Source organism: Alteromonas sp. DY56-G5, from assembly GCF_041414725.1.
Classification (GTDB): Bacteria; Pseudomonadota; Gammaproteobacteria; order Enterobacterales; family Alteromonadaceae; genus Alteromonas; species Alteromonas macleodii.
The window spans coordinates 1-19,740 of the sequence record NZ_JANHZQ010000062.1 but is presented as its reverse complement, the minus strand read 5'-3'; the positions used below and the strand labels follow the sequence as shown (position 1 = coordinate 19,740).

The following is a 19,740-nucleotide window of genomic DNA, read 5'->3' as shown; positions in this document are numbered from 1 at the left end:
CAGCTCCATAGTAGACAGTGCATGGGCCGGAAGCACATGGAATTAAATTCGTGGGGATCCCTCAGACTCTGACCCCATTATTTGGTGGTTATTTAACGATGGTCATCTCTTCGATGAGGTTTGTTGCACCGTCAACGTATTCCATTACCCATAACATGTAGCGGCTATCTACATGGATGGTACGGGTTGTTTTCGGGTCAAAATCCCAATCAGAATTTACACTCTCGAACGTACCGTCAAATAACAAACCAATTAGCTCTGCTTTTGCGTTAAGCGTTGCTGAGCCTGAATTACCGCCTGTTGAATCTAAATCCGTCAGGAAGTTTACCGGCACGCTGTTAATAGCTTCTAGCTTGTAAGGTCCGTATTTCTTGTCCTCAATAAGCGTAAGCTGTTTTTTAGGTGAGTCGAATGGTGTCTCGCCTGTGTCTTTCTCAGTAATACCTTCAAGACGAGTGAACGGCTCGTAAATCAGACCGTCTTTTGGCGAGCCGCCCATTACGTTACCGTAAGTGACGCGCAGCGTACTGTTTGCATCTGGATAAGCAAGGCTGCCCAAAGATTTTTGCCACTCAATAATGGCACTCATGTATTTAGGGCGAAGCGCTGCAGCTTTACCGCTTAGCGTTTTGCTCTTATCTTCAATAGCCATCTCGGTATCGAACAGGGCAACCGCAAGTTTAATGAACGGGTCGTTGCTATTTTCGAAATCAGCGCGGCTTGCAGTTAACCATTTCAAACGTTCTTCAGTGTTAGTCAATGAAGTCTTGTCGTAAAACGCCTTTAACTTCTTCTGAAGTGTTTTTCCGTCAGTATCACTATCAATGCCTACTGCTTTATCGAACGCGGCTACTCGGTTTTCTTCAGGCTGTTCAAGGTACATACTAATCATTTTTTGCCAAACGGCCTGATCAACGGCCGGATCAAAGCGACGCTCAATGCGCTCTACGCCTTCTTTCAGGCGAATTTGATCGCGCTCCTGAAATCCAGATTCACGTTCTGCGTCCGGCTTTTCTTTTTCGATGGCATTGCGATAAAGGGTTTGAGCTGACGACAAGAGTTGTGCACGACTTAGGTTGTTGTACCAGAAGTTTTGCTTGTTCATTTGCATTTGTTCAGCACTAACCGCATCAAGATCGGCTAGTGCTTGCTTCATTTCACTCTTACCGTTTTTATCAAGCCATGCAGCTAGTTGCTCTTCACGCTCAGCGCGACGTGGAACAAGTCCAACGCGTTTAGCGCCTGAAAGCTGGCCCAACGTATTTTTGTGGAAGTTGTTAAGACCCGCTAACAATGCTTCGTATTTGATACGCGCATCGCTGCCTTCTTCAGATGCACTTTCAATAGTCTTGATCCACGCGTCTACCAGTTCAAGGTAAGTGGGATATAACCAATCAAACGTGTACGACACTTGTGATAAACGTGCATAGCGATTAGTAGAGCCAGGGTAGCCTACTGCCATAACAAAGTCGCCGTCTTCAAGCCCAGCTGCCGAAACTTTTAAGAAATGGGCAGGTTTAAACGGCACGTTCTCTTCACTGTAATCAGCGGGTTTACCGTCTTTACCCACATAAGCTCGGTAGAAAGAGAAGTCGCCCGTGTGACGAGGCCACATCCAGTTATCTACATCACCACCGTATTTACCAATTGAATCAGCAGGCGCGTAGGCAATACGCACGTCACGAATTTCCATTTGCTTAATTAGCTTATACTCAAGGCCTTGGAAAAACGAAGGCACAGAGCAGCGGAAGCCCGCTTCAGACTCACATTCTGCAATTAATGCTTTGCGGTTCGCTTCAATGAGGTCGTAGCGCTCGCGTCCTTGAACGTCATCGCTGATACCGCCAATGACGTTGTCGGTTACATCAGAAAAATCGACCGTAACGAACATGCGTGTACCCGGCGCGGCCGGCAGTTCTTCACCAATTTCTTTTGCTAGGAAACCATCTTTTAAATAGTTGTTTTCTGGGGTGCTGTTATATTGAACAGAGCCGCGCGCACAGTGGTGATTAGTAACCGCCAAGCCTTTGTCAGAGACAAACGATGCTGAACAGCCACCTAATGAAACAATCGCGCCCATTGGAAACGCGGTTAGGTCGTTAATACTACTAGCAGGGATTGCTAAGCCTGTTTCTTTTAAATCGCCGGCAATTGAAGGGAGTTGTTCTGGCGTGAACATGCCTTCCTTAGCATTTACTTGCATTGCACTGCCAAGTAGCGCGGCAGAAAGACAAAATACACTTACTTTAGACATGGGTGATCCTTGTTCTTGTCGTTAATCTTATTGTTATAAGTCAGTCGTAATAAATACCAAGTTAACGTGTACGTCAACATTGTTACAGTGTAACGATTATATCCGGCTTGCCCTACTAAAAGGCGTATAGCGCACCGCGTGAATTTGTTAAAAAGTGTGACTAACCGCTACTGACAGCGTAGTTGGGGCGTTCATCGCAGAAATAGGAAGACGGGTAATTTGATGGTAATAAAAAAGGCAGGGTGTGAACCCTGCCTTTCGAATCTTAAGAATCAATAGTTTGTACTTAAAGCACTGATACCAATGCTTTAGCTAGTGTTTCTACGTTTTCTTGGTTGATGCCCGCAATGTTCACGCGGCTAGAATCAACAAAATACACACTGTGCTTTTCACGCACTTCGCGCACTTGCTCTGGAGTGATACACAAGAATGAGAACATACCTTTTTGGTCGTTTACGAAGCTAAAGTCTTTAGGCGAGCCATTATCGTGAAGGTTTTGAACTAGCATTGCACGGAGTGATTTCATGCGATCGCGCATTTCGTTCACTTCAGATACCCACTCGTTGTTAAGTGCTTCGTCAGCTAGGATGATGTCTACCAACGCGCCGCCGTAGCTTGGTGGCATAGAGTAGATGCCACGTGCGATTGACTGAATTTGACCCTGAGCAATTTTACGGGTTGCTGAATCTTCAGTAATAATGGCAGCCAAACCAACACGTTCGCGATAAAGGCCAAAGTTCTTAGAGCAAGAAGCTGCAACAATAACCTCTGGTAGGTTTTCTACCAACAAACGCATGCCGTACGCGTCTTCTTCTAAGCCTTCACCAAAACCCAAGTAAGCCACATCAATGAAAGGCAGGAATTCTCGCTCTTTCGCTACTTCTAGTACTTCATCCCATTGTGCATTAGTAAGATCAGCACCTGTAGGGTTGTGACAGCAACCGTGTAGAAGAACGATATCGCCTTTTTCAGTTTTGCGAAGGGTTTCCATCATAGCGTCAAAGCGAATGCTTGCTGACGCTTTATCGAAGTACGGGTAGGTTTCGATTTTAAGACCCGCAGAGCCGATAAGTGGAATGTGGTTCGCCCATGTTGGGTCGCTTACCCATACTTTAGCGTTGTCGTTACAACGGGCAAGTAGTTCTGAAAGAATACGCAATGCACCGCAACCACCTGGAGCTTGAACCGCTGCAACGCGGTCTGCTAATAGAACGGGGCTAGTCTTACCTAATAGCAAAGACAACATACCGTCGATAAAACCTTGGTTGCCCTGAGGCGTGATGTAGGTTTTGCTAGTTTCGGTATCTAAAAGCACTTTTTGCGCTTTTGCGACACTTGAAAGAATAGGGGTATTACCTTGCTCATCTTTATATACGCCAACACCTAAATCGATTTTGTTTGGGTTGGTGTCTTCACGAAAAGCAGCTGACAGGCCAAGAATTGGATCTGGGGCGAGATGGGGTAATACTTCAAACACGATATGTCCTCACGTTACGTTGGTATGCAAAAGATAGCAGGCTGGCATTATGCCACCGATGGTAGAAAAAACGACCCCTAAAGGTTGAAAATATTTCAATTAGTCGAGGAAAGAAAACGTAAACGAAAGTTTCATTTCAAAAACACCCTAAATTGAAAAAGAAAAAGCGCGGGTTTCTTGTGCTTCGCCTTTGTCTGAAAAACGTCGTTCTTTCCAGGTCAGCGTATTGTTTTTATCTACTAATAGCAGTGTAGAGGTACGCGTTCCGTATTTTTCGGATTGAATAAAAATGGAAGACAGCGCCTTTTCCCACTCATAGCCTACGCCCGTGTCGGGTAACAAGGCATCGTCGGCTTTATTGTCGTAACGTAAAATATCAAATAAGTCTTCATCATTAATGATGTCTTGTTTGGTGACATAATTGTTCAATGCGGTAACGCCCTGCGTGACTTTTGGCCAAGGTGTGGCAATATCCGCGTTAGACAAACCGTAGACACCAGTGTCGATAATGTGGGTCGAATTGTTTACGTTGTTGTAAACCTTAAGCGAATTTATATCTCCGAATAACAGGTTGTAGCCGTTGTATCGGTGGCGCGTTTTTTCTAGCGTTGCCAAGTATTGTGATTGTGCAACAGGCTTCATTTCGACTGAGTCGTGCTTCAGCCAGTTGGCGACTAATTCACCTCGCGATACCGCATTTTTATTGATGTTGTGTGGATCCCTTACATTAGTAAGCGCCGCCACATATCCGTTACGCGTAACACCCATCCAGGTTCCATTAGCTTCTAAGTCTTGTCCGGCGAGCAAATGCGGGTGGCTTTTCCAGAATGAAGACGGTGCGGTTGGTCGTGCGTAAAACTCATCCCGATTCGCAGCAATGATAAGCCGGTAATCATCCCGCATATTGTTTGCGATAAATAAAATACACATAGCTATATTAAGCCCATATTCTCTAAGAATTCAAAACGCTGCATTGTTAACAATTGCGTTACAAACCCATTTTGATTACTCTTCGCCAAATTGCGCACACTCCAACGTTTTACTCTGCTAATTAATATGCGGGTACAATATGGAAAGTAAAGCGCTTTTCGTTACGGCATTCCACTTCGAAGCCTCAGAAAATAAATTAGCAAATAGATAACCTAAGTGTAGTAAGCAGAGCATAATAATAATGACAGAAACCTCACACCCTCAAACCCACTCTCAACGGGCCAATAGTGTCAACGTTGGAGAGCATGTCCCTCGCAAGTGGCCCAACTGGTTGTCGTCGTTCGCAGCTTGGGTGCTGACAAAAAGGGGCTGGCGTGTAGAAGGCGAACTAATCAATCAGAAAAAAGCCATTTTAGCGGTAGCACCGCATACATCGAACTGGGACTTCTTTATTGGCTTGTTCGTGGTTTTTTCCTTTAAGCTAAACATTAATTTTTTCGGAAAGCACACCATCTTTGCGCCCCCTTTGGGCGCTATTGTTAAAAGGCTAGGCGGCATTCCTATAGAGAGAAGTAAAGCGCATGGGGTGGTCACGTCTATTGCAAATAAGATAAAGGAAGCCGATCAATTAATACTCGCGTTAGCGCCAGAGGGTACACGAAGCCCCATTTATCCATGGAAAACAGGCTTTATGCACATTGCACGAGAAGCCGAAATTCCTATACAAGTCATTGGGTTGGACTACGCCAGAAAAATGATTGTGTTGGGGCCAATTATTCAGAAAGTGACTAACATAGATGAACAAATGCAAACTATTTATACGTTTTATGATAATGTTTGCGCAAAATATCCTAAAAACTGCATTACAAAGCCATAATCATTTCTATTGAAGTGGTAAGTACGCAACCGTATCAACTCAGAGTACTGGTGCGCACTCGGCTCGGTCGCAAACATCTATTTTCGGAGCTTCACCCGTGACAAAATTGGGATTCACAACCCGTCAGGTTCATTCTGATCGCATGCTAAATACGCCTGAACATGGTGGTGTTCACAGCAGCACGTCTAATTCAGTTCTTTTCGAGTTTAAAGATGCGCAGGGCATCATCGATGCGTTTCAAGGTAAACGAGCTGCTCATGTTTATTCTCGTTCATCGTCACCTTCTGTGGCGGCACTGCAAAATATGCTTAATGATCTGGAAGGCGGTGTAGGTACCTTGTGTTACTCAACCGGAATGGCGGCGATAAGCAGCTCGTTATTTGCTTTACTCAAAGCCGGCGACCATTTAATTGTAAGCCAATACCTATTTGGTAATACGCGAAGCTTTTTTGAAACCATTAAAGATTTTGGTGTGCAGGTTACCTACACAGATGTGACCGACATTCAGCAAGTCAAAGAAGCTTACCAGCCAAACACAAAAGGCGTTTACACCGAAACCGTAGCTAACCCTGTGACACAGGTGGCCGACCTTCACGCCATCGGACAATTCTGCGAAGAGAAGCACATGCTGTTTATGGTTGATAACACCATGACGCCACCCCCTGTTTTTTATGCTAAAGATGTTAAAGCGTCGTTAGTGTTTTGCTCGCTGACAAAATACATTGCAGGTCACGGTAACGTTTTAGGTGGTGCTGTCATTGATACGGGTAACTATGATTGGAGTAAGTTTAGTAACCTAAAACCGGCTTATCAGGTTGCAGATACTGCACAGTGGGGCATTACGCAAATTAAAAAGAAAGGTTTACGCGATTTAGGCGCTACATTGGCACCGCAATCAGCGACGGCCATTGCCCTAGGCATGGAAACCTTAGATTTACGTTTATCACGAAGTCAGCATAATGCTATGCAGTTGGCGACGTTCCTAGATAATCATCCCAAGGTATCTAAAGTCTTTTATCCAGGTCTTGCCGACCACCCTCAGCATTTCATGGCACGGGAATACCTAAACGACGGCTATGGCGCAATTTTGAGTTTTGACCTTATCGACGGTGCTGATCCAGTGGCGTTTTTAAACGAAATGAAGTTAGTTATTTGCGCCACGCACTTAGGGGATAATCGCACCTTAGCGCTTCCAGTTGCGCCTACTATTTATTTTGAGAACACGGCAGAAGAGCGTGAGTTAATGGGTATTTCCGATACCATGCTGCGTATTTCGGTAGGTATTGAAGACACTCAGGATCTGATTGCAGATTTCGACACGGCGCTAAATACCATATAGATAAAATTTTCTTGTCGAGAAACACAAAAAAGGGGCGTTTGCCCCTTTTTTTATTTTAGATTAATTGGGTCTCAATATAATTGAAACACAATGGGTTTAGCTATTTTTGACTAGTCAAAACCTAGCGTAATTTGTCCACGAATTTCACCGCTTGGGAATGCATCTGAGTGGAAGTTAGTGTAAAGACCTCCGTCTGCCATAACATTCATTTGCTCAGCAGTTAACGTAGTATTAGCTGGCACAGACCACATACCGCTGGTACCAGCAGTAAGTCCAATTAGAACATCTCCATTTACGCCCATTTCACCCTCGTGAATGTGAGCCATGTTTGCTGTCATACCGGTAATGGTAACGCTGCCTGACAGTGCACCTGTAGATGTATTCAAAGTAAATGCACCAGCGCCGCTTGCTGTTGTAGTTACTGCAGGCACTTCTTGTAGGCCGTTGGCAATGATGCCGTACACTTCAATATTATCAGGTGTGATTTGGCCGCGAATTTCACCACCAGTATTAGCTGCTGTATGCACATTCACATAATGACCACCTGCCAGTAGTTGCGTAGCTGTGGCTTCATCTAGTGCTATGCTTCCGTCTGTCATCCAAACGCCAGCGGTGCTTTCACTTTCCACAAGTCCTACAAGTACGTCACCATTTTCACCAGCAAACCCAGTATGAATGTGCGCCATAGTCGCATTTTCAATAGTGGTTACCGCCACAAGAGAAACGTTGTTGTTTGTGGTGTCGAAGAGCGCATAGCCAGACCCCATTGCCATGGTGTCAACTGCTGGTACCTCTTGGCTGCCGCTTAGTGAGAATGTTACTACCGCAGTTGTATCGGGAACAATCTGACCACGCACTTCGCCATTAGGGTTAGCGGTAGTGTGAACATTTAAATACCACTCACCGCTAGTTAGCGCGTCTAAATTGCTAGGTGAAATATTAGTTTCAGCGAGAACATAAGTTCCATTACCAGCATCTGTCAGTGGGAAAGCAACCGACCCATTCATACCAATGCCGCCATCGTGTACGTGTACACCAGTAACATCCGTTAAGCCTGATACGTCAACACTTACGCTAAACGCCGGTAAGTCTTCGTCAATTTCGACCACTGCAGTTGCCATAGACATAGTAGTTACGGCAGGCACTTCTTGTGACCCACTTAAGTTTACATTGTAAGTCATGTCAGCATTAAAAGCCGGTGGAGGTGGTGCAAGGCCATCAAGAAGTGCGAGTTGAGGCAAATCGCCTTCCATCGCGCCATCTAGTGCGATAGCAGTGTAAATCTCACCATTCTCAAGCGTTAAAACGCCGGTTTCTATCGCTACTGTTTTGGTACCTGTTGGTGTAACAGTGACCACATAATCACCTTCAGCAAGACTTACATAACCAGTTTCAACCAAGTCACCTGTTTCATATGCTATATCAGCAAATGCTGGGTCGACAGCATCAATTTCGCCGTCTGCAGTTACGTAAATATCGACGTTACCTGCTGAAGGTGAAGCATGTACAATACGCACTTTCGCTTCTGTCGCTACGGAGCGGGGCATATCAACAAGCACATCAAGTTCTGGTGCAGCCAAAACGTTGTTTGCGATAGCGGTATAAGACATACCTACTTCTAACGTCAACTCAGCATCGTCAATTGCCACAACACTGTTGTCGCTATCGGCTACAACGTCAATGAGATAGTCACCGGCTGCAACAGACAAATAGTCTGTGGTGCGCGGGAACTGTATTCTGTCCACCAATACTATTTCGTTATTTGCTACAACATCAACCGCTGGTGCGTCGCTGATACCGTGCACAACGCGGATAGCAGCACCTGCTTCTGCATCCCAAATTTTGAAGCTTTCATCACCGTCCGCGGCCAGTAATGTTACTGGTGAATCGCCGGTACCTACGTTATTAGTAGCAGCGATAAGCAAATCGGCACCGTCTGCAAGGTTTACCGTACCAGAGTCGTATACAACTGTTGTCTCACCGGCCGGTGTAATACGAATTTGATAATCGCCCGCAGGTACTTGAATCAAATCTGTCGCGTCAGTAAATTCAGCAGTAACAAGCGGCTGCTCGGCAGTGATATCTGTATCTGGTGCCGTAACATAAATATCAACCATAGGAGCCATTGATGCTGCATGTACAATCTGTACTTGAGCATTACCTGCGTCAACTGCGGTTTCTATACTGGTCACTGTTAAAAGCGATAACGACTCATCGCCAACATTACCTACGGCAAAAATATCGTAGTTCATGTCAGCTTCTAAAGTAACGTCAGCTTGCAGCACTTCAGCGTTTTCACCTGGAAGAATGCCTGTAACACCAATATCGTACATGCCTGTCTCGACTTCGAAGCGAGATGAAGCAACTTGGTAATCAACGCTTTCAAGATCGTTGAGTATGGCGTCGTTAGCAGTGATGTTTACCATTGGTGCGTCTGATGCTGCGTGAACAACTCGAACGTTTGCGTATTCTGGGGCGGGTGTGGGCTCTTGTACGACATCGTCGTCGTCATCCGAGCAGCCAATTAAAAACAGTGGTAATATTGAACATGCAAGGAGCGCTTTGGTCCTTCTCATATTTTGTATCCTCTTAATTGTGTTGTGGCAAACTCGGTTACGCTGAGCAAATAAGAGAAGATCAACCTCCTTGCAACATTAACGTAATGTAATGTTTTCAATAATTTCACATTTATTCTTTTCCTTGGCAGTCTGTTCTACAAAATAGAACGAAGCCTTCATGTTTTTGATATTTTCATCCCACCCGATTGCCGTAATATAGCCATATATTATCGAAACAACGAATATTGGAGTTCGGCATGAAAAAAGTACTGGCTATATTTTCCAGCCTAAATGGCAACCAAGGTAATTCTTCAAAGCTTGCAAACGAGTACCTTTCAAAAATTGAGAATGACGGTTCTGTGCACATTAACCGCGTGGATGTTGCCTCTCTGGCACTGCCTCATTTAACAGGTGAAGAAATGCAAGCGTGGATGACTGAGGCGTCTGAGCGAAATGAATCACAACAGGCATTGGCAAAAGTCTCTGATGACATTGTTGAAGCAGTAAAAGCGGCTGACGAAATTGTGCTAGCCGTGCCAATGTACAACTTTGGCATCCCATCGAGCTTAAAAGCTTACTTCGACCGTATTGCAAGAGCTGGTATAACATTTAAGTATACCGAGACAGGTCCTGTCGGATTGCTAGAAAATAAATCAGCGACTGTTTTTGCCGCGCGTGGTGGTGTGTATGCAGGTTCAGACTTTGATACGCAAACGCCGTATTTAAAACACTTTTTAAATTTTGTTGGTATCAGTGACGTTAAATTCGTTTACGCTGAAGGACTTAACATGGGCGAAGAGCAAGCAAACAAGGCTTTTTCTGAAGCAAGCGAAAAAATTATTGAACTAACCAACAACTAAACACACTAAATTAATGCAGTTAGCTAAAACGTAGGAAGTATGTTTTCAGCTAAAAGTGTGTTCCAAGTTGAGTGTGCTTGATTGCCCCGCGTGTTACGCGGGGCTTTTTTATGCGCAGCTTTTAGATTCTAGTTTGGTGTGACCTATAAGCAGCGTTGATATTCGCGGTTTTATTCGCTTTTGAGGAGTGCCTCTATGTCAGCGATAAAAGCCGGATCAGTAGGCTTTGTTGAACTAGGGTAGTGGGTTATTTGCTTACCGGAGCTGTCAATAAGGTACTTATTAAAGTTCCATGATGGCGCTTTGCCGGTGGCGGTTTTTAGCATTCTATACATAGGATCGGCGTCTTCACCTTTTACCGATATTGGTTCAAACATCGGAAACTTTACGCCATAAGTCAATTCACACAGTTCTGCCGTTTTGCCTTCATCATTATCTTCTTGGTTAAAATCGTGCGACGGGAAGCCAAGTACTACAAAATCTTTGTCTTTGTAGTCACTATAAAGGGCTTCTAAACCTTCAAATTGTGGCGTGTAGCCGCAATAGCTGGCTGTGTTAACCACTAAAAGGGTCTTTCCGGCATATTCGTTACACAAATTCACCGTTTCTTGTGAGTTGAGCTTACGCTTCATGAACTTTAGTACGCTGGGGCACTCGCTCGCAAAGCTAGGAGTCGTGAAAAAGCTGAGCGCAAGCAACGCAGGTACAAAACCTTTCGCTTTCATAGTGTTTTACCTCATCAGTGAATTTTTGTTATTTTGTTCAGGCCGACAGACCAGTTTCACAACCATAAACGCAGATGGTTTACGTTTGGTTCACTATCTCAATCGATGAACGTTAGCGCATTAGTAACTGCTCTGCGTATAATGTTAACGTTTTTTACATAACAACGACTTAAAATAATGAAAAAATACTCTTCTTTACTCATCGCGGCTAGCGTTACTTTTGCGTTGGGCGGATGTGCAAGCACGACTAACGAACCATCTAGCCAAACAGCGTCTACATCGCTTCCTGCTGCCACTGTCCAGCAAACAGTTACACCCGATGTCGCGCCTCAGAACAGCGCGAAAAATGGTGAAATTACTTTAAAGCAAATAATGTCAGACCCTCAATGGATGGGCGCGCTACCCGAAGGTATGGGGTGGTCGGTCAATGGCGATAAAATTGTTTTTGAAAAAGAAAGACAGAATAGCGCGTTAACAGATGTTTATGTTGCTGAACTCTCAAACCCTGCAAATGCCGTAAAAGCACCGTTGTCAGATTTGCACAAGTATCGTTTTGACGAACGTGTAGTAAGAAATGATGGTGTAATTGCTTATTCATTTGAAGACAGTGTTTATGTGCAATTTACCAACGGTGAAACCGTGCGTATCGCGCGTGGCGGGAATGCGCTGTCAACGCTTTCATTTATGACTGATGGCCGCTTAATGGCGTTAAGCGGTAACAAATTTATTGCTATAGACCTATCTAACGGCACCCGCGAAGAATTATTGAGCTGGGAGTTTAGCGACGAGCCTAAAGCGGTTGAGCCGCCTAAAGATTATATTGCCGAGCAGCAGCAGTCGCTGGTGGAATACATCAAACTACAGCGCAAAAACAGGCAAGAAAAAGACGACGCGCATAAAGCGTTGGCCAAAGAAAACAGCAGTGTAGCACCTACGCCTTTTTACTTTGATAAGTCGCATCGACTAGCGGGTATTAGCGTATCACCTGCGGGTAACTTCGCGGTAGTCGCCACCACGGAAAGTAAGCCGACTCGTGATGACAGCGACATCATGCCGCATTATATCCAAGAAGACAGCCGTATTGCCGCAAAACCCGTACGCCAACGTGTTGCAGATGCACAATCGGTAAATCATGAACTGTGGCTGCTTAATTTGAAAACAGGCGAGAAGAGTGAACTTAAATACTTTAATTTGCCTGGATACAATGACGACGTACTTGCAGATGTAAAAGAAGAAAACGCGAAAGCCAATGGCGAGACCTATGAAGTTAATCGTTTGCCGCGCGACATTACCTTACTGCAAAGCTGGTATTGGACTAAGCCTTCGATTCGCTGGCACAAAAACGGTAACGCTGTTGCCGTTATGCTAGAAGCGTGGGACAACAAAGACCGCTGGATTGCAACGGTCGACTTAGCGAATAAAACGCTAGAAAACCAACATAGGCTTCATGACGATGCGTGGGTAAACTACCGTTTCAACGCATTTGATTGGCTAAATGACAGCGAAACACTTTACTATCAGTCTGAGCATACTGGTTACTCTCACTTATACGTTCAAAAGCCTGGCGAGAAACCTGTCGCGCTAACCAGCGGCCGTTTTATTGTTGACGACTTAACGCTTTCTAACGATGACAATTATATCTACTTTAAAGCTAATATGGAGCACCCGGGGCTTTACGAAGTTTATCGTGCAGATTTAAGTGATAATACCATCGATACCATGACTGATTTGAATGGTATGACAGACTATTCACTTAGCCCTGATGGTAAAAATTTGTTGCTAAGCCATAGCAAGGTGAATCAGCCACAAGAGCTTTACGTTAAGCCAGCAAACGAAACAACAGCGGCAAAGCAAATCACGCAAAGCACCAGTGCTGATTTTAATGCACTTCCATGGGCGGTTCCTAACATCGTTGCTATTGAATCGTCGCATACCGATGCACCTATTTACGCACGAGTATATTTACCGGAAAATTACGACAAGTCGGCACCAAATAAAGCGGTAGTGTTTAATCACGGTGCAGGCTACTTGCAAAACGCCCACATGGGGTGGTCTGGTTACTTCCGAGAATACATGTTCCATAGCATGCTCGTGCAGCAAGGCTATGTCGTACTAGATATGGACTATCGCGCTAGTGCTGGCTACGGACGTGATTGGCGAACCGCTATTTATCGTCAAATGGGTACGCCTGAAGTGCAAGATTTGCGTGATGGTGTTAACTGGCTTGTTGAAAATGCAAATGTAGATCGTGAGCGTATTGGCACATACGGCGGTTCATACGGCGGCTTCTTAACCTTTATGTCTATGTTTACCGCGCCAGATCTGTTTGCGGCAGGTGCAGCACTTCGTCCGGTAACCGATTGGGCCCATTACAACACGCCATATACGGCAAACATACTGAATACGCCTGATATCGATCCCATCGCTTTTGAGCGTAGCTCGCCGATTTATTTTGCCGATGGACTAGAAAAGCCTTTGCTTATCAATGCGCCAATGGTTGATGACAACGTGTTTTTCCACGACACCGTGCGATTGGTACAGCGCCTTATCGAGCTTGAGAAAGAAGATTTTGAAACGGCCATTTATCCGGTAGAGCCACATGGCTTTGTGCAGCCAAGCTCTTGGCTTGATGAATACCGTCGTATATACAAGCTATTCGAAGAAAACTTATAGGCAAAACTGCGAGTGCAACCCAGTGATTAAGAGCCACTGAGTTGCTCACAGCGCGGTAGCTATTAAGGACGGAAAAAGCTTACAAAAAAGGCCCAAATTCAATGAATTCGGGCCTTTCTTTAAATCTTCTTTTTTTGCTTCAGCACGTTAATCTGTTTTAACAAATCAAAATGCGCAAAAAGAGTGACGCTATATCGCTCTAGTTTCTATTTTCTTTTCGCCGTAATAAACATAAGTAAAAAGATTGCGATACCCGTAAGCGCACCAAATAAATGGGCGTCTACGGCAACTTTGGCGTCAATCAGGTTTGCAACTTGTTCGCTTCTACCGTCAATTTGTTCGTATCCCACCTTGATGGCTAGACCTATAAGCAATAACCAACCCGACTTCATTTTCTCTTTTATATCAACACAGGCGCCCCATGCGAAAATACCGTGTAATGCGCCAGACAACCCCGCGTACCATATTAGATCTGGAGAGAAGAAATAAAGCCCGACACTGGTTCCTAAGCAGCACCATACAAAAACTTTTAAGTACAAACCAATGCGATAATGTTCACCGTGTAGGGCCCACAATAGCGCCAGACCTGCTAAATTTAAAAGTAGGTGGTAGCCATTGGTATGCACGATATTGCCGCTGACTATTCGCCAAGTTTCTAGACCTTGAATGGCGTACCTGTCGTAAGCCAAATAATTGCCAGACATAGGCTCGAAGAAAAACGCGACAACGGAGCATAGCGCAATAAATAAAGGACCAGCGCTATACTTAAGCGAAAACGGCAGTGACATCATCAGTGTTAGTTATTTTTGAATTTAGAATTTGCTGGCTATGATACAGAAATTGCCTACAGGGTGAAAACTGAAGTACGCCCAAAACAAAAAGACGACAGTAAAGGAGTAATTATGTCTTACATTTTTACCGAAACAAATCAGCAATGCTTAACTATTACACTTAACCGAACCGATAAGAAAAATGCGTTAACACGCGACATGTATCAAGAAATGGCGAATGCCATATTAGGTGTTAAGAACGATGGCTCAACCAAAGTGGTGGTTATTAAAGGCGCGGGTGATTGTTTTACTGCAGGAAATGACATTGGAGACTTCGCACAGCAACAAGATCACGCTCAGGTGCCAGAAACAGCTGCCTTTATGCGAGCTTTGGCTGCATGTAATTTACCGGTTATTGCACAAGTTCACGGATTAGCAGTGGGCATAGGCACAACGCTTTTACTTCATTGCGATTTTGTTTACGCCACTCCAGATACCCGATTTGTTCTACCATTCATCAACTTAGGGCTTGTTCCTGAATATGCATCAAGTTATCTTTTGCCTAAGGTTGCCGGTCATATAAAGGCGGCAGAGTGGCTAATGCTGGGCGAGCCCTTTACCTCTGCTGATGCCTATCAATTTGGTATTCTGACAAAAATTGTCGACGCTCACGAAATAGATCAAACGGTTCAAACTACGGTAGAGAAACTCGTCGCCAAGCCTTCATTTTCGCTTAAACAAACAAAAGCGCTATTAAAAGGTGACGGAGAGCGAACAAACCAACAAATGAACGAAGAGTTTGATATATTTTTAGAAGCGTTGGGCACAACCGCAGCTCAAGAAGCGTTTGATGCGTTTCTTAAAAAACGCCCAATAAACCCCGAAAAATTTAAATAAGAGGAAATATTATTTTGAGACGCAGTGCTTTTTTCAGAGCTTCAGTGGTAACTCTTGCATTATCTAGCTGTTTTATTTTTGGTGCGAACGCGAAGCAAACACGTGAAGTCGGAGAACCAGAAGCGGCAACAGGCTACATAGAGAAAAAGGCATTTGAAGCCGAAGATTATATGGTTGTAGCGGCAAATCCCTATGCGTCTTGGGCGGGAAAGAATATTTTAGAAAAGGGCGGAAGTGCGATCGATGCAGCGGTAGCTGTGCAATCGATGCTTTCGCTGGTTGAACCACAATCGTCAGGTATTGGTGGTGGTGCATTTATCCTTTATTGGGATAATAAGAACAAAGTTCTTCACACCTTTGACGGCCGTGAAACAGCACCGAAAGCTGTCAATTCTCATTGGTTTATTGAAGGTAATAAGCCAATGCGCTGGTTAGATGCCGTAGTAGGCGGTAAGTCAGTTGGCGTGCCTGGTGCAGTAAAAGCGCTAGAAATGGCTCAGGGCGAGTTCGGCAAGCTGCCTTGGAATACGCTGTTCGACGATACAATCAATACAGCTGAAGACGGCTTTAAAGTATCGCCGCGTTTAGCCAAACTTGTTTCATTAGACTATCACCCTGGCCTGAAAACTTTTCCTGCAAGCTCTACTTACTTCTTCCCGGCAGGCCTGCCGTTAAAAGAAGGCACGGTAAAGAAAAATAAGAAGCTGGCTAAAACCTTAAGAGGTATTGCTGAAAAAGGCAGCGATTATTTACTGAAAGGCGAAGTTGCCGAAAAAATAGTGGAAGCGGTTAATAATGCGGAGATTAACCCTGGCCAAATGTCGTTGGAAGATTTAGCAAGCTACGAACCAGTAAAACGTGAACCCGTATGTGGCCTGTACCACGAAAAACGCATTTGCGGTATGGCACCACCTAGCTCAGGTGGCGTAAACGTTTATCAGATTCTAAAAATGTTAGAAGGTTTTAACCTTAGTCAATACGCACCGGATTCAGTAGAGTTTGCTAACCTGTATACGCAAGCAAGTGCGCTTTCGTATGCCGATCGCGAGAAGTTTATAGCAGATAGCGATTTTACTAACCTACCATTTGCGGCCATGATCAACACAGCATATCTTGAGCGCCGGGCTGAAAATATTGCTGTTGATAAAGCGTGGCGACGCAAGCGCGCAGGTAATCCGTACGCCGATGCGAATGTTGCACTTGGTACGTCAATGGAACTGCCTAACACATCACACGTCTCTATCGTAGACAAAGAGGGTAATGCGGTATCAATGACAACCAGTATAGAATTTATGTTTGGTTCTGGAATTATGGTAGAAGGCTTCTTGCTTAACAACCAGCTTACCGACTTTTCATTTTCGCCGACTAAAAACCGTTTCCCTGTTCCAAATCGCGTAGAGCCTGGTAAACGCCCTAGAAGCGCTATGAGCCCTACAATGGTGTTCGACAAAGAAGGGAACCTAGAAGTTGTTGTAGGCTCGCCGGGCGGCTCTAGAATTGTAAGCTACGTCGCTCAAACCCTAATTGGAGTTTTAGACTTTGGCTTGGATATTCAGCAGGCCATCAATCTTCCTAAAATTACTAATCGAAACGACTATACGGCGTTAGAGAAGGGCACACCAATAGCTGAGCTTGAAGAGCCGTTAAAGGCACTCGGCCATAACGTCAAAGTAGTGGATCTAAACAGCGGTCTTCATGGCATTCAGTTTAAATCAGGTAAATTAATTGGCGGCGCAGATCCTCGCAGAGAAGGCATTGCAGTAGGACGCTAATTTGGCGTTTGCCTAGTTAAAACTAGATGCAGCAATGCGCTGTTGAGTGAGTGAAAGCGGAAGGTTAGATATCTTCCGCTTTTTTGTTTGAGGCGGGCAGTAACACTCGAGAGAAGAGTTATCTTTTATCGACTAGTTCGTGTAAGGCAATCAACCATCAAATATTAATATAACCTTCAAGGTAAGACACCGCTTGGCCAGAAATAAGCACGCGGTCGCCTGCCACCTCACATTTTAATGTGCCGCCTCGTTTGGATGCCTGATAAGCCATAAGTTTTGATCGTCCAAAAACTTTTGCCCAATATGGCGCTAGCCCAGTGTGGATTGAACCGGTAACCGGGTCTTCATCACCGCCGTTCGCAGGCCAAAAATAACGCGAAACAAAATCAAATTGCGTACCAGGCGCTGTCACTACCACATCATAGGGGGCGAGTGTTTTTAGTTGTTCGCTGTCTTGAATTACGCTTAAGACGTCGTCTTCGTTAGAATAAACAGCAAAGTAAGCTTGGTTATTTTTTAAAATGCTTTTGGGCTTGATAGAAAGCCCTTGTAGTAATGCTTCAGGCGCATCGTTTACTGGGTGGGGCATCCTATTAGGGAAATCCATTTGAATGAACCCGTCGTCTTTCTTAACGACTTTCATCGTACCAACCGACTTGGCGAATAGAGAAATGTGCGGTAATTGGTAATTTTCGCTAAAGATTACGAACGCGGATGCCAGCGTTGCGTGGCCACAAAAGTCAATTTCCGTCATGGGGGAAAACCAACGTATAGCGAATACGCCATTATCATCTTCAACTAAAAAGGCGGTTTCTGAAAGGTTATTTTCAGCAGCGATTTCTTGCATTTTTTCATCGCTAAGCCATTTACCCGTTATAACTACTGCAGCAGGATTGCCCTTAAACCTTACATTAGTAAATGCATCGACAACGTTAATTTTAATTTTCATTCGAACGCGCTTTTTTTATGATCGTATTTAAGTCTGGTTTAATTGGCATTGCCTTAAATGGGCTAACGTTAGCGCCACCTGTATTTCCATGAGGTACTAGCCCAAAAACAGTTTTTGTGGCAGCGCCCGCAATTCTGAAAAGTTGACCAAAAAACTCACCAATATTGCCTTGTTTCACTGCCCATAAAAGCATTTGAACGTGTACTTTAACGTGTAGCCTTGTAGAGGCTTGACCAAGAACGTGGGCATTTTCTAAGTGTGAAAAAGCACACTGTTGGCTGTTTTGGTTTTGCTTTCTATGAGCTAGCGCTAGTTCAGCTTCTACATAAGGGCGAATATTGCGCGTAAAGCCTTTTGCTTTCAACATGGTGTAAGCACCTTTTATTGAGGTTGATTTAAACCAAGCTCTTTTTGCATTTTCTTGGTTAACCCTAACGATACTAGTTTATAAGATGCGCTTAAATAGTATTCTAACGCTTCATCTTCATCACTCTCGCAATTGTACTGTTGTATCCACTTCATTCCACGACTAGCGAGATAGGGCGCAGGCCTATAGCCAGGCTTTTCTTCCAGAAAATAATAGTTTTGCTCAGATGTTTTAAAGGTAAAAGCAGGGTGTCCGTCCTTGCTAATGCTCCCTATAGCAAAGACTTTACCACCTACTTTCCATACTTCTGAATTTCCCCACTGAACGACGTGAGTAGTGTGGGGGAGTGCTGTGCAATAGTGATTGAATTCATCAATGGTCATATGATTCTATTTATTGAAGAAGCTGACTAGTGGTTACTGTGATTAGTAAGCATCTTAATAAAGGTTTGGTTCATATCGCTACCCTCTTTTAAGAACTCGTAGTTAAGCAAGTGGTCTGCCTCTTGGTAGTTTATGTGCTTACACTTCTGTTTAGTGCGCGCATTCATTTTTTCACAAACTGTTTCAGCCATAGTAGGCGAGGGCCAAACTTCATCGTTTTCGCCAGTCATTAACACAACATCGGCGCTGATTTTCTGTACAGGAATATTAGCTTTACCGTTGTCTGCTCGATTTTCTAAAGATTGCGTATAGAGATCTAGCAAACCATTAACTTCACCCGACGGGTTGAAAGGAACAAACGCTAAGTCTTGCCCGTCGTAAGTCCAGCTGGAACCAGGCACTTTACTCCAATCTTTCAAAATACCTGCCCAAACAACAGAGCTAGGCGCAATAGCAACCACATTTGAAATACTTGGTTCTTTTGACGCTAGAAGAAGTGACAGTTCAGCGCCTTTCGACCAGCCAACTACAATAATGTTGTCCGGCGTGGTTTCGGGTTGTGATTTTAACCACGACATAGCCTGAATTACATATTCAAGAGGTATTCTCTCTAACTCTGGTGGTAAGCCTTCTTCCTTAAAATAAGCTAAAGCTAGGGTAGGGAATCCCGCTTCAACGATTGGACTAGCGAGCTTTTCTGGCACGCCTCCCTCGGATCCTCCAAGCACTAAAACGCCAACTTTACGTTCTTGTGACTCTGAAGAGTAATACGTAGCAACAAAACCATCATCTTCTATTTTTAGTGAGCGCGTAGAGGCTTCACACGAGAAAGTGACGTGGTTCAATAGATTCACACACCCAGTTAAGAGATAATCATCTCAACTGGAGTGTATATGAAAACGCGAAAAA

Annotated in this window: 16 protein-coding genes; 6 read left to right on the top strand and 10 right to left on the bottom strand. The window is 44.4% G+C overall.

Translation table 11 applies throughout. The features are described 5' to 3' along the window. Positions 1–88: 88 nt before the first annotated feature. From NO989_RS20000 to NO989_RS19990, 3 genes are all read right to left on the bottom strand, one after another. The gene (locus tag NO989_RS20000) at positions 89–2,254 is read right to left on the bottom strand and encodes a S46 family peptidase (RefSeq protein WP_371343080.1); all 2,166 of its coding nucleotides are present in this window, start codon (positions 2,252–2,254) and stop codon (positions 89–91) included. A 286-nt stretch (positions 2,255–2,540) separates the two neighbouring features. After that, positions 2,541–3,731 (bottom strand): amino acid aminotransferase, encoded by a 1,191-nt coding sequence (locus NO989_RS19995; protein ID WP_014949721.1) that lies wholly within the window; start codon positions 3,729–3,731, stop codon positions 2,541–2,543. Between the two features lie 147 nt (positions 3,732–3,878). After that, entirely contained in the window at positions 3,879–4,661 is a 783-nt protein-coding gene (locus NO989_RS19990; RefSeq protein WP_371343079.1) for an NRDE family protein, read from the bottom strand. Positions 4,662–4,902: 241 nt separating this feature from the next. Between NO989_RS19990 and NO989_RS19985 the strand changes: the two genes are divergently transcribed. Both NO989_RS19985 and NO989_RS19980 read left to right on the top strand, forming a co-directional pair. Beyond that, a complete protein-coding gene (locus NO989_RS19985; RefSeq protein ID WP_039236099.1) occupies positions 4,903–5,538 on the top strand; it encodes a 1-acyl-sn-glycerol-3-phosphate acyltransferase in 636 nt (211 codons plus the stop codon). 97 nt (positions 5,539–5,635) lie between these two features. After that, on the top strand, positions 5,636–6,877 hold the full coding sequence (locus NO989_RS19980) for a cystathionine gamma-synthase family protein (protein ID WP_039225530.1): 1,242 nt from the start codon (positions 5,636–5,638) through the stop codon (positions 6,875–6,877). Positions 6,878–6,987: 110 nt separating this feature from the next. Here the strand turns inward: NO989_RS19980 and NO989_RS19975 are convergent, their stop codons facing one another. Continuing rightward, positions 6,988–9,453, bottom strand: a complete 2,466-nt coding sequence (locus tag NO989_RS19975) for a CHRD domain-containing protein (RefSeq protein ID WP_371343078.1) — start codon at positions 9,451–9,453, stop codon at positions 6,988–6,990. Positions 9,454–9,692: 239 nt separating this feature from the next. On the opposite strand from NO989_RS19975, the gene NO989_RS19970 reads away from it, so the two are divergent. Further along, a complete protein-coding gene (locus tag NO989_RS19970; RefSeq protein ID WP_014949716.1) occupies positions 9,693–10,295 on the top strand; it encodes an FMN-dependent NADH-azoreductase in 603 nt (200 codons plus the stop codon). Between the two features lie 170 nt (positions 10,296–10,465). On the opposite strand, the gene NO989_RS19965 is transcribed toward NO989_RS19970, so the two are convergent. Continuing rightward, complete coding sequence (locus NO989_RS19965) at positions 10,466–11,020, bottom strand: glutathione peroxidase (RefSeq protein WP_014949715.1); 555 nt, start codon at positions 11,018–11,020, stop codon at positions 10,466–10,468. Positions 11,021–11,197: 177 nt separating this feature from the next. Between NO989_RS19965 and NO989_RS19960 the strand changes: the two genes are divergently transcribed. Beyond that, on the top strand, positions 11,198–13,693 hold the full coding sequence (locus tag NO989_RS19960; protein ID WP_371343077.1) for a prolyl oligopeptidase family serine peptidase: 2,496 nt from the start codon (positions 11,198–11,200) through the stop codon (positions 13,691–13,693). A gap of 206 nt (positions 13,694–13,899) precedes the next feature. Here NO989_RS19960 and rrtA read toward each other — a convergent pair whose 3' ends face one another. After that, a complete protein-coding gene (gene rrtA / locus NO989_RS19955; protein ID WP_371343076.1) occupies positions 13,900–14,484 on the bottom strand; it encodes a rhombosortase in 585 nt (194 codons plus the stop codon). A 111-nt stretch (positions 14,485–14,595) separates the two neighbouring features. On the opposite strand from rrtA, the gene NO989_RS19950 reads away from it, so the two are divergent. Then, the gene (locus NO989_RS19950; RefSeq protein WP_371343075.1) at positions 14,596–15,360 is read left to right on the top strand and encodes an enoyl-CoA hydratase; all 765 of its coding nucleotides are present in this window, start codon (positions 14,596–14,598) and stop codon (positions 15,358–15,360) included. Positions 15,361–15,374: 14 nt separating this feature from the next. Beyond that, the gene (gene ggt / locus NO989_RS19945; RefSeq protein WP_371343074.1) at positions 15,375–17,132 is read left to right on the top strand and encodes a gamma-glutamyltransferase; all 1,758 of its coding nucleotides are present in this window, start codon (positions 15,375–15,377) and stop codon (positions 17,130–17,132) included. A gap of 157 nt (positions 17,133–17,289) precedes the next feature. On the opposite strand, the gene NO989_RS19940 is transcribed toward ggt, so the two are convergent. Genes NO989_RS19940 through NO989_RS19925 form a run of 4 tightly spaced genes read right to left on the bottom strand, consistent with a single transcriptional unit; the run spans position 17,290 to position 19,676 of the window. Next, on the bottom strand, positions 17,290–18,081 hold the full coding sequence (locus NO989_RS19940) for a PhzF family phenazine biosynthesis protein (protein ID WP_371343073.1): 792 nt from the start codon (positions 18,079–18,081) through the stop codon (positions 17,290–17,292). Continuing rightward, on the bottom strand, positions 18,071–18,448 hold the full coding sequence (locus NO989_RS19935) for a DUF3703 domain-containing protein (protein WP_371343072.1): 378 nt from the start codon (positions 18,446–18,448) through the stop codon (positions 18,071–18,073). Before NO989_RS19935 ends, NO989_RS19940 begins: the two co-directional genes overlap by 11 nt. A 14-nt stretch (positions 18,449–18,462) precedes the next feature. Then, a complete protein-coding gene (locus NO989_RS19930) occupies positions 18,463–18,831 on the bottom strand; it encodes an MmcQ/YjbR family DNA-binding protein (protein WP_371343071.1) in 369 nt (122 codons plus the stop codon). Positions 18,832–18,857: 26 nt separating this feature from the next. Further along, positions 18,858–19,676, bottom strand: a complete 819-nt coding sequence (locus NO989_RS19925; RefSeq protein ID WP_371343070.1) for an acyl-CoA thioester hydrolase/BAAT C-terminal domain-containing protein — start codon at positions 19,674–19,676, stop codon at positions 18,858–18,860. Between the last annotated feature and the right edge of the window lie 64 nt (positions 19,677–19,740).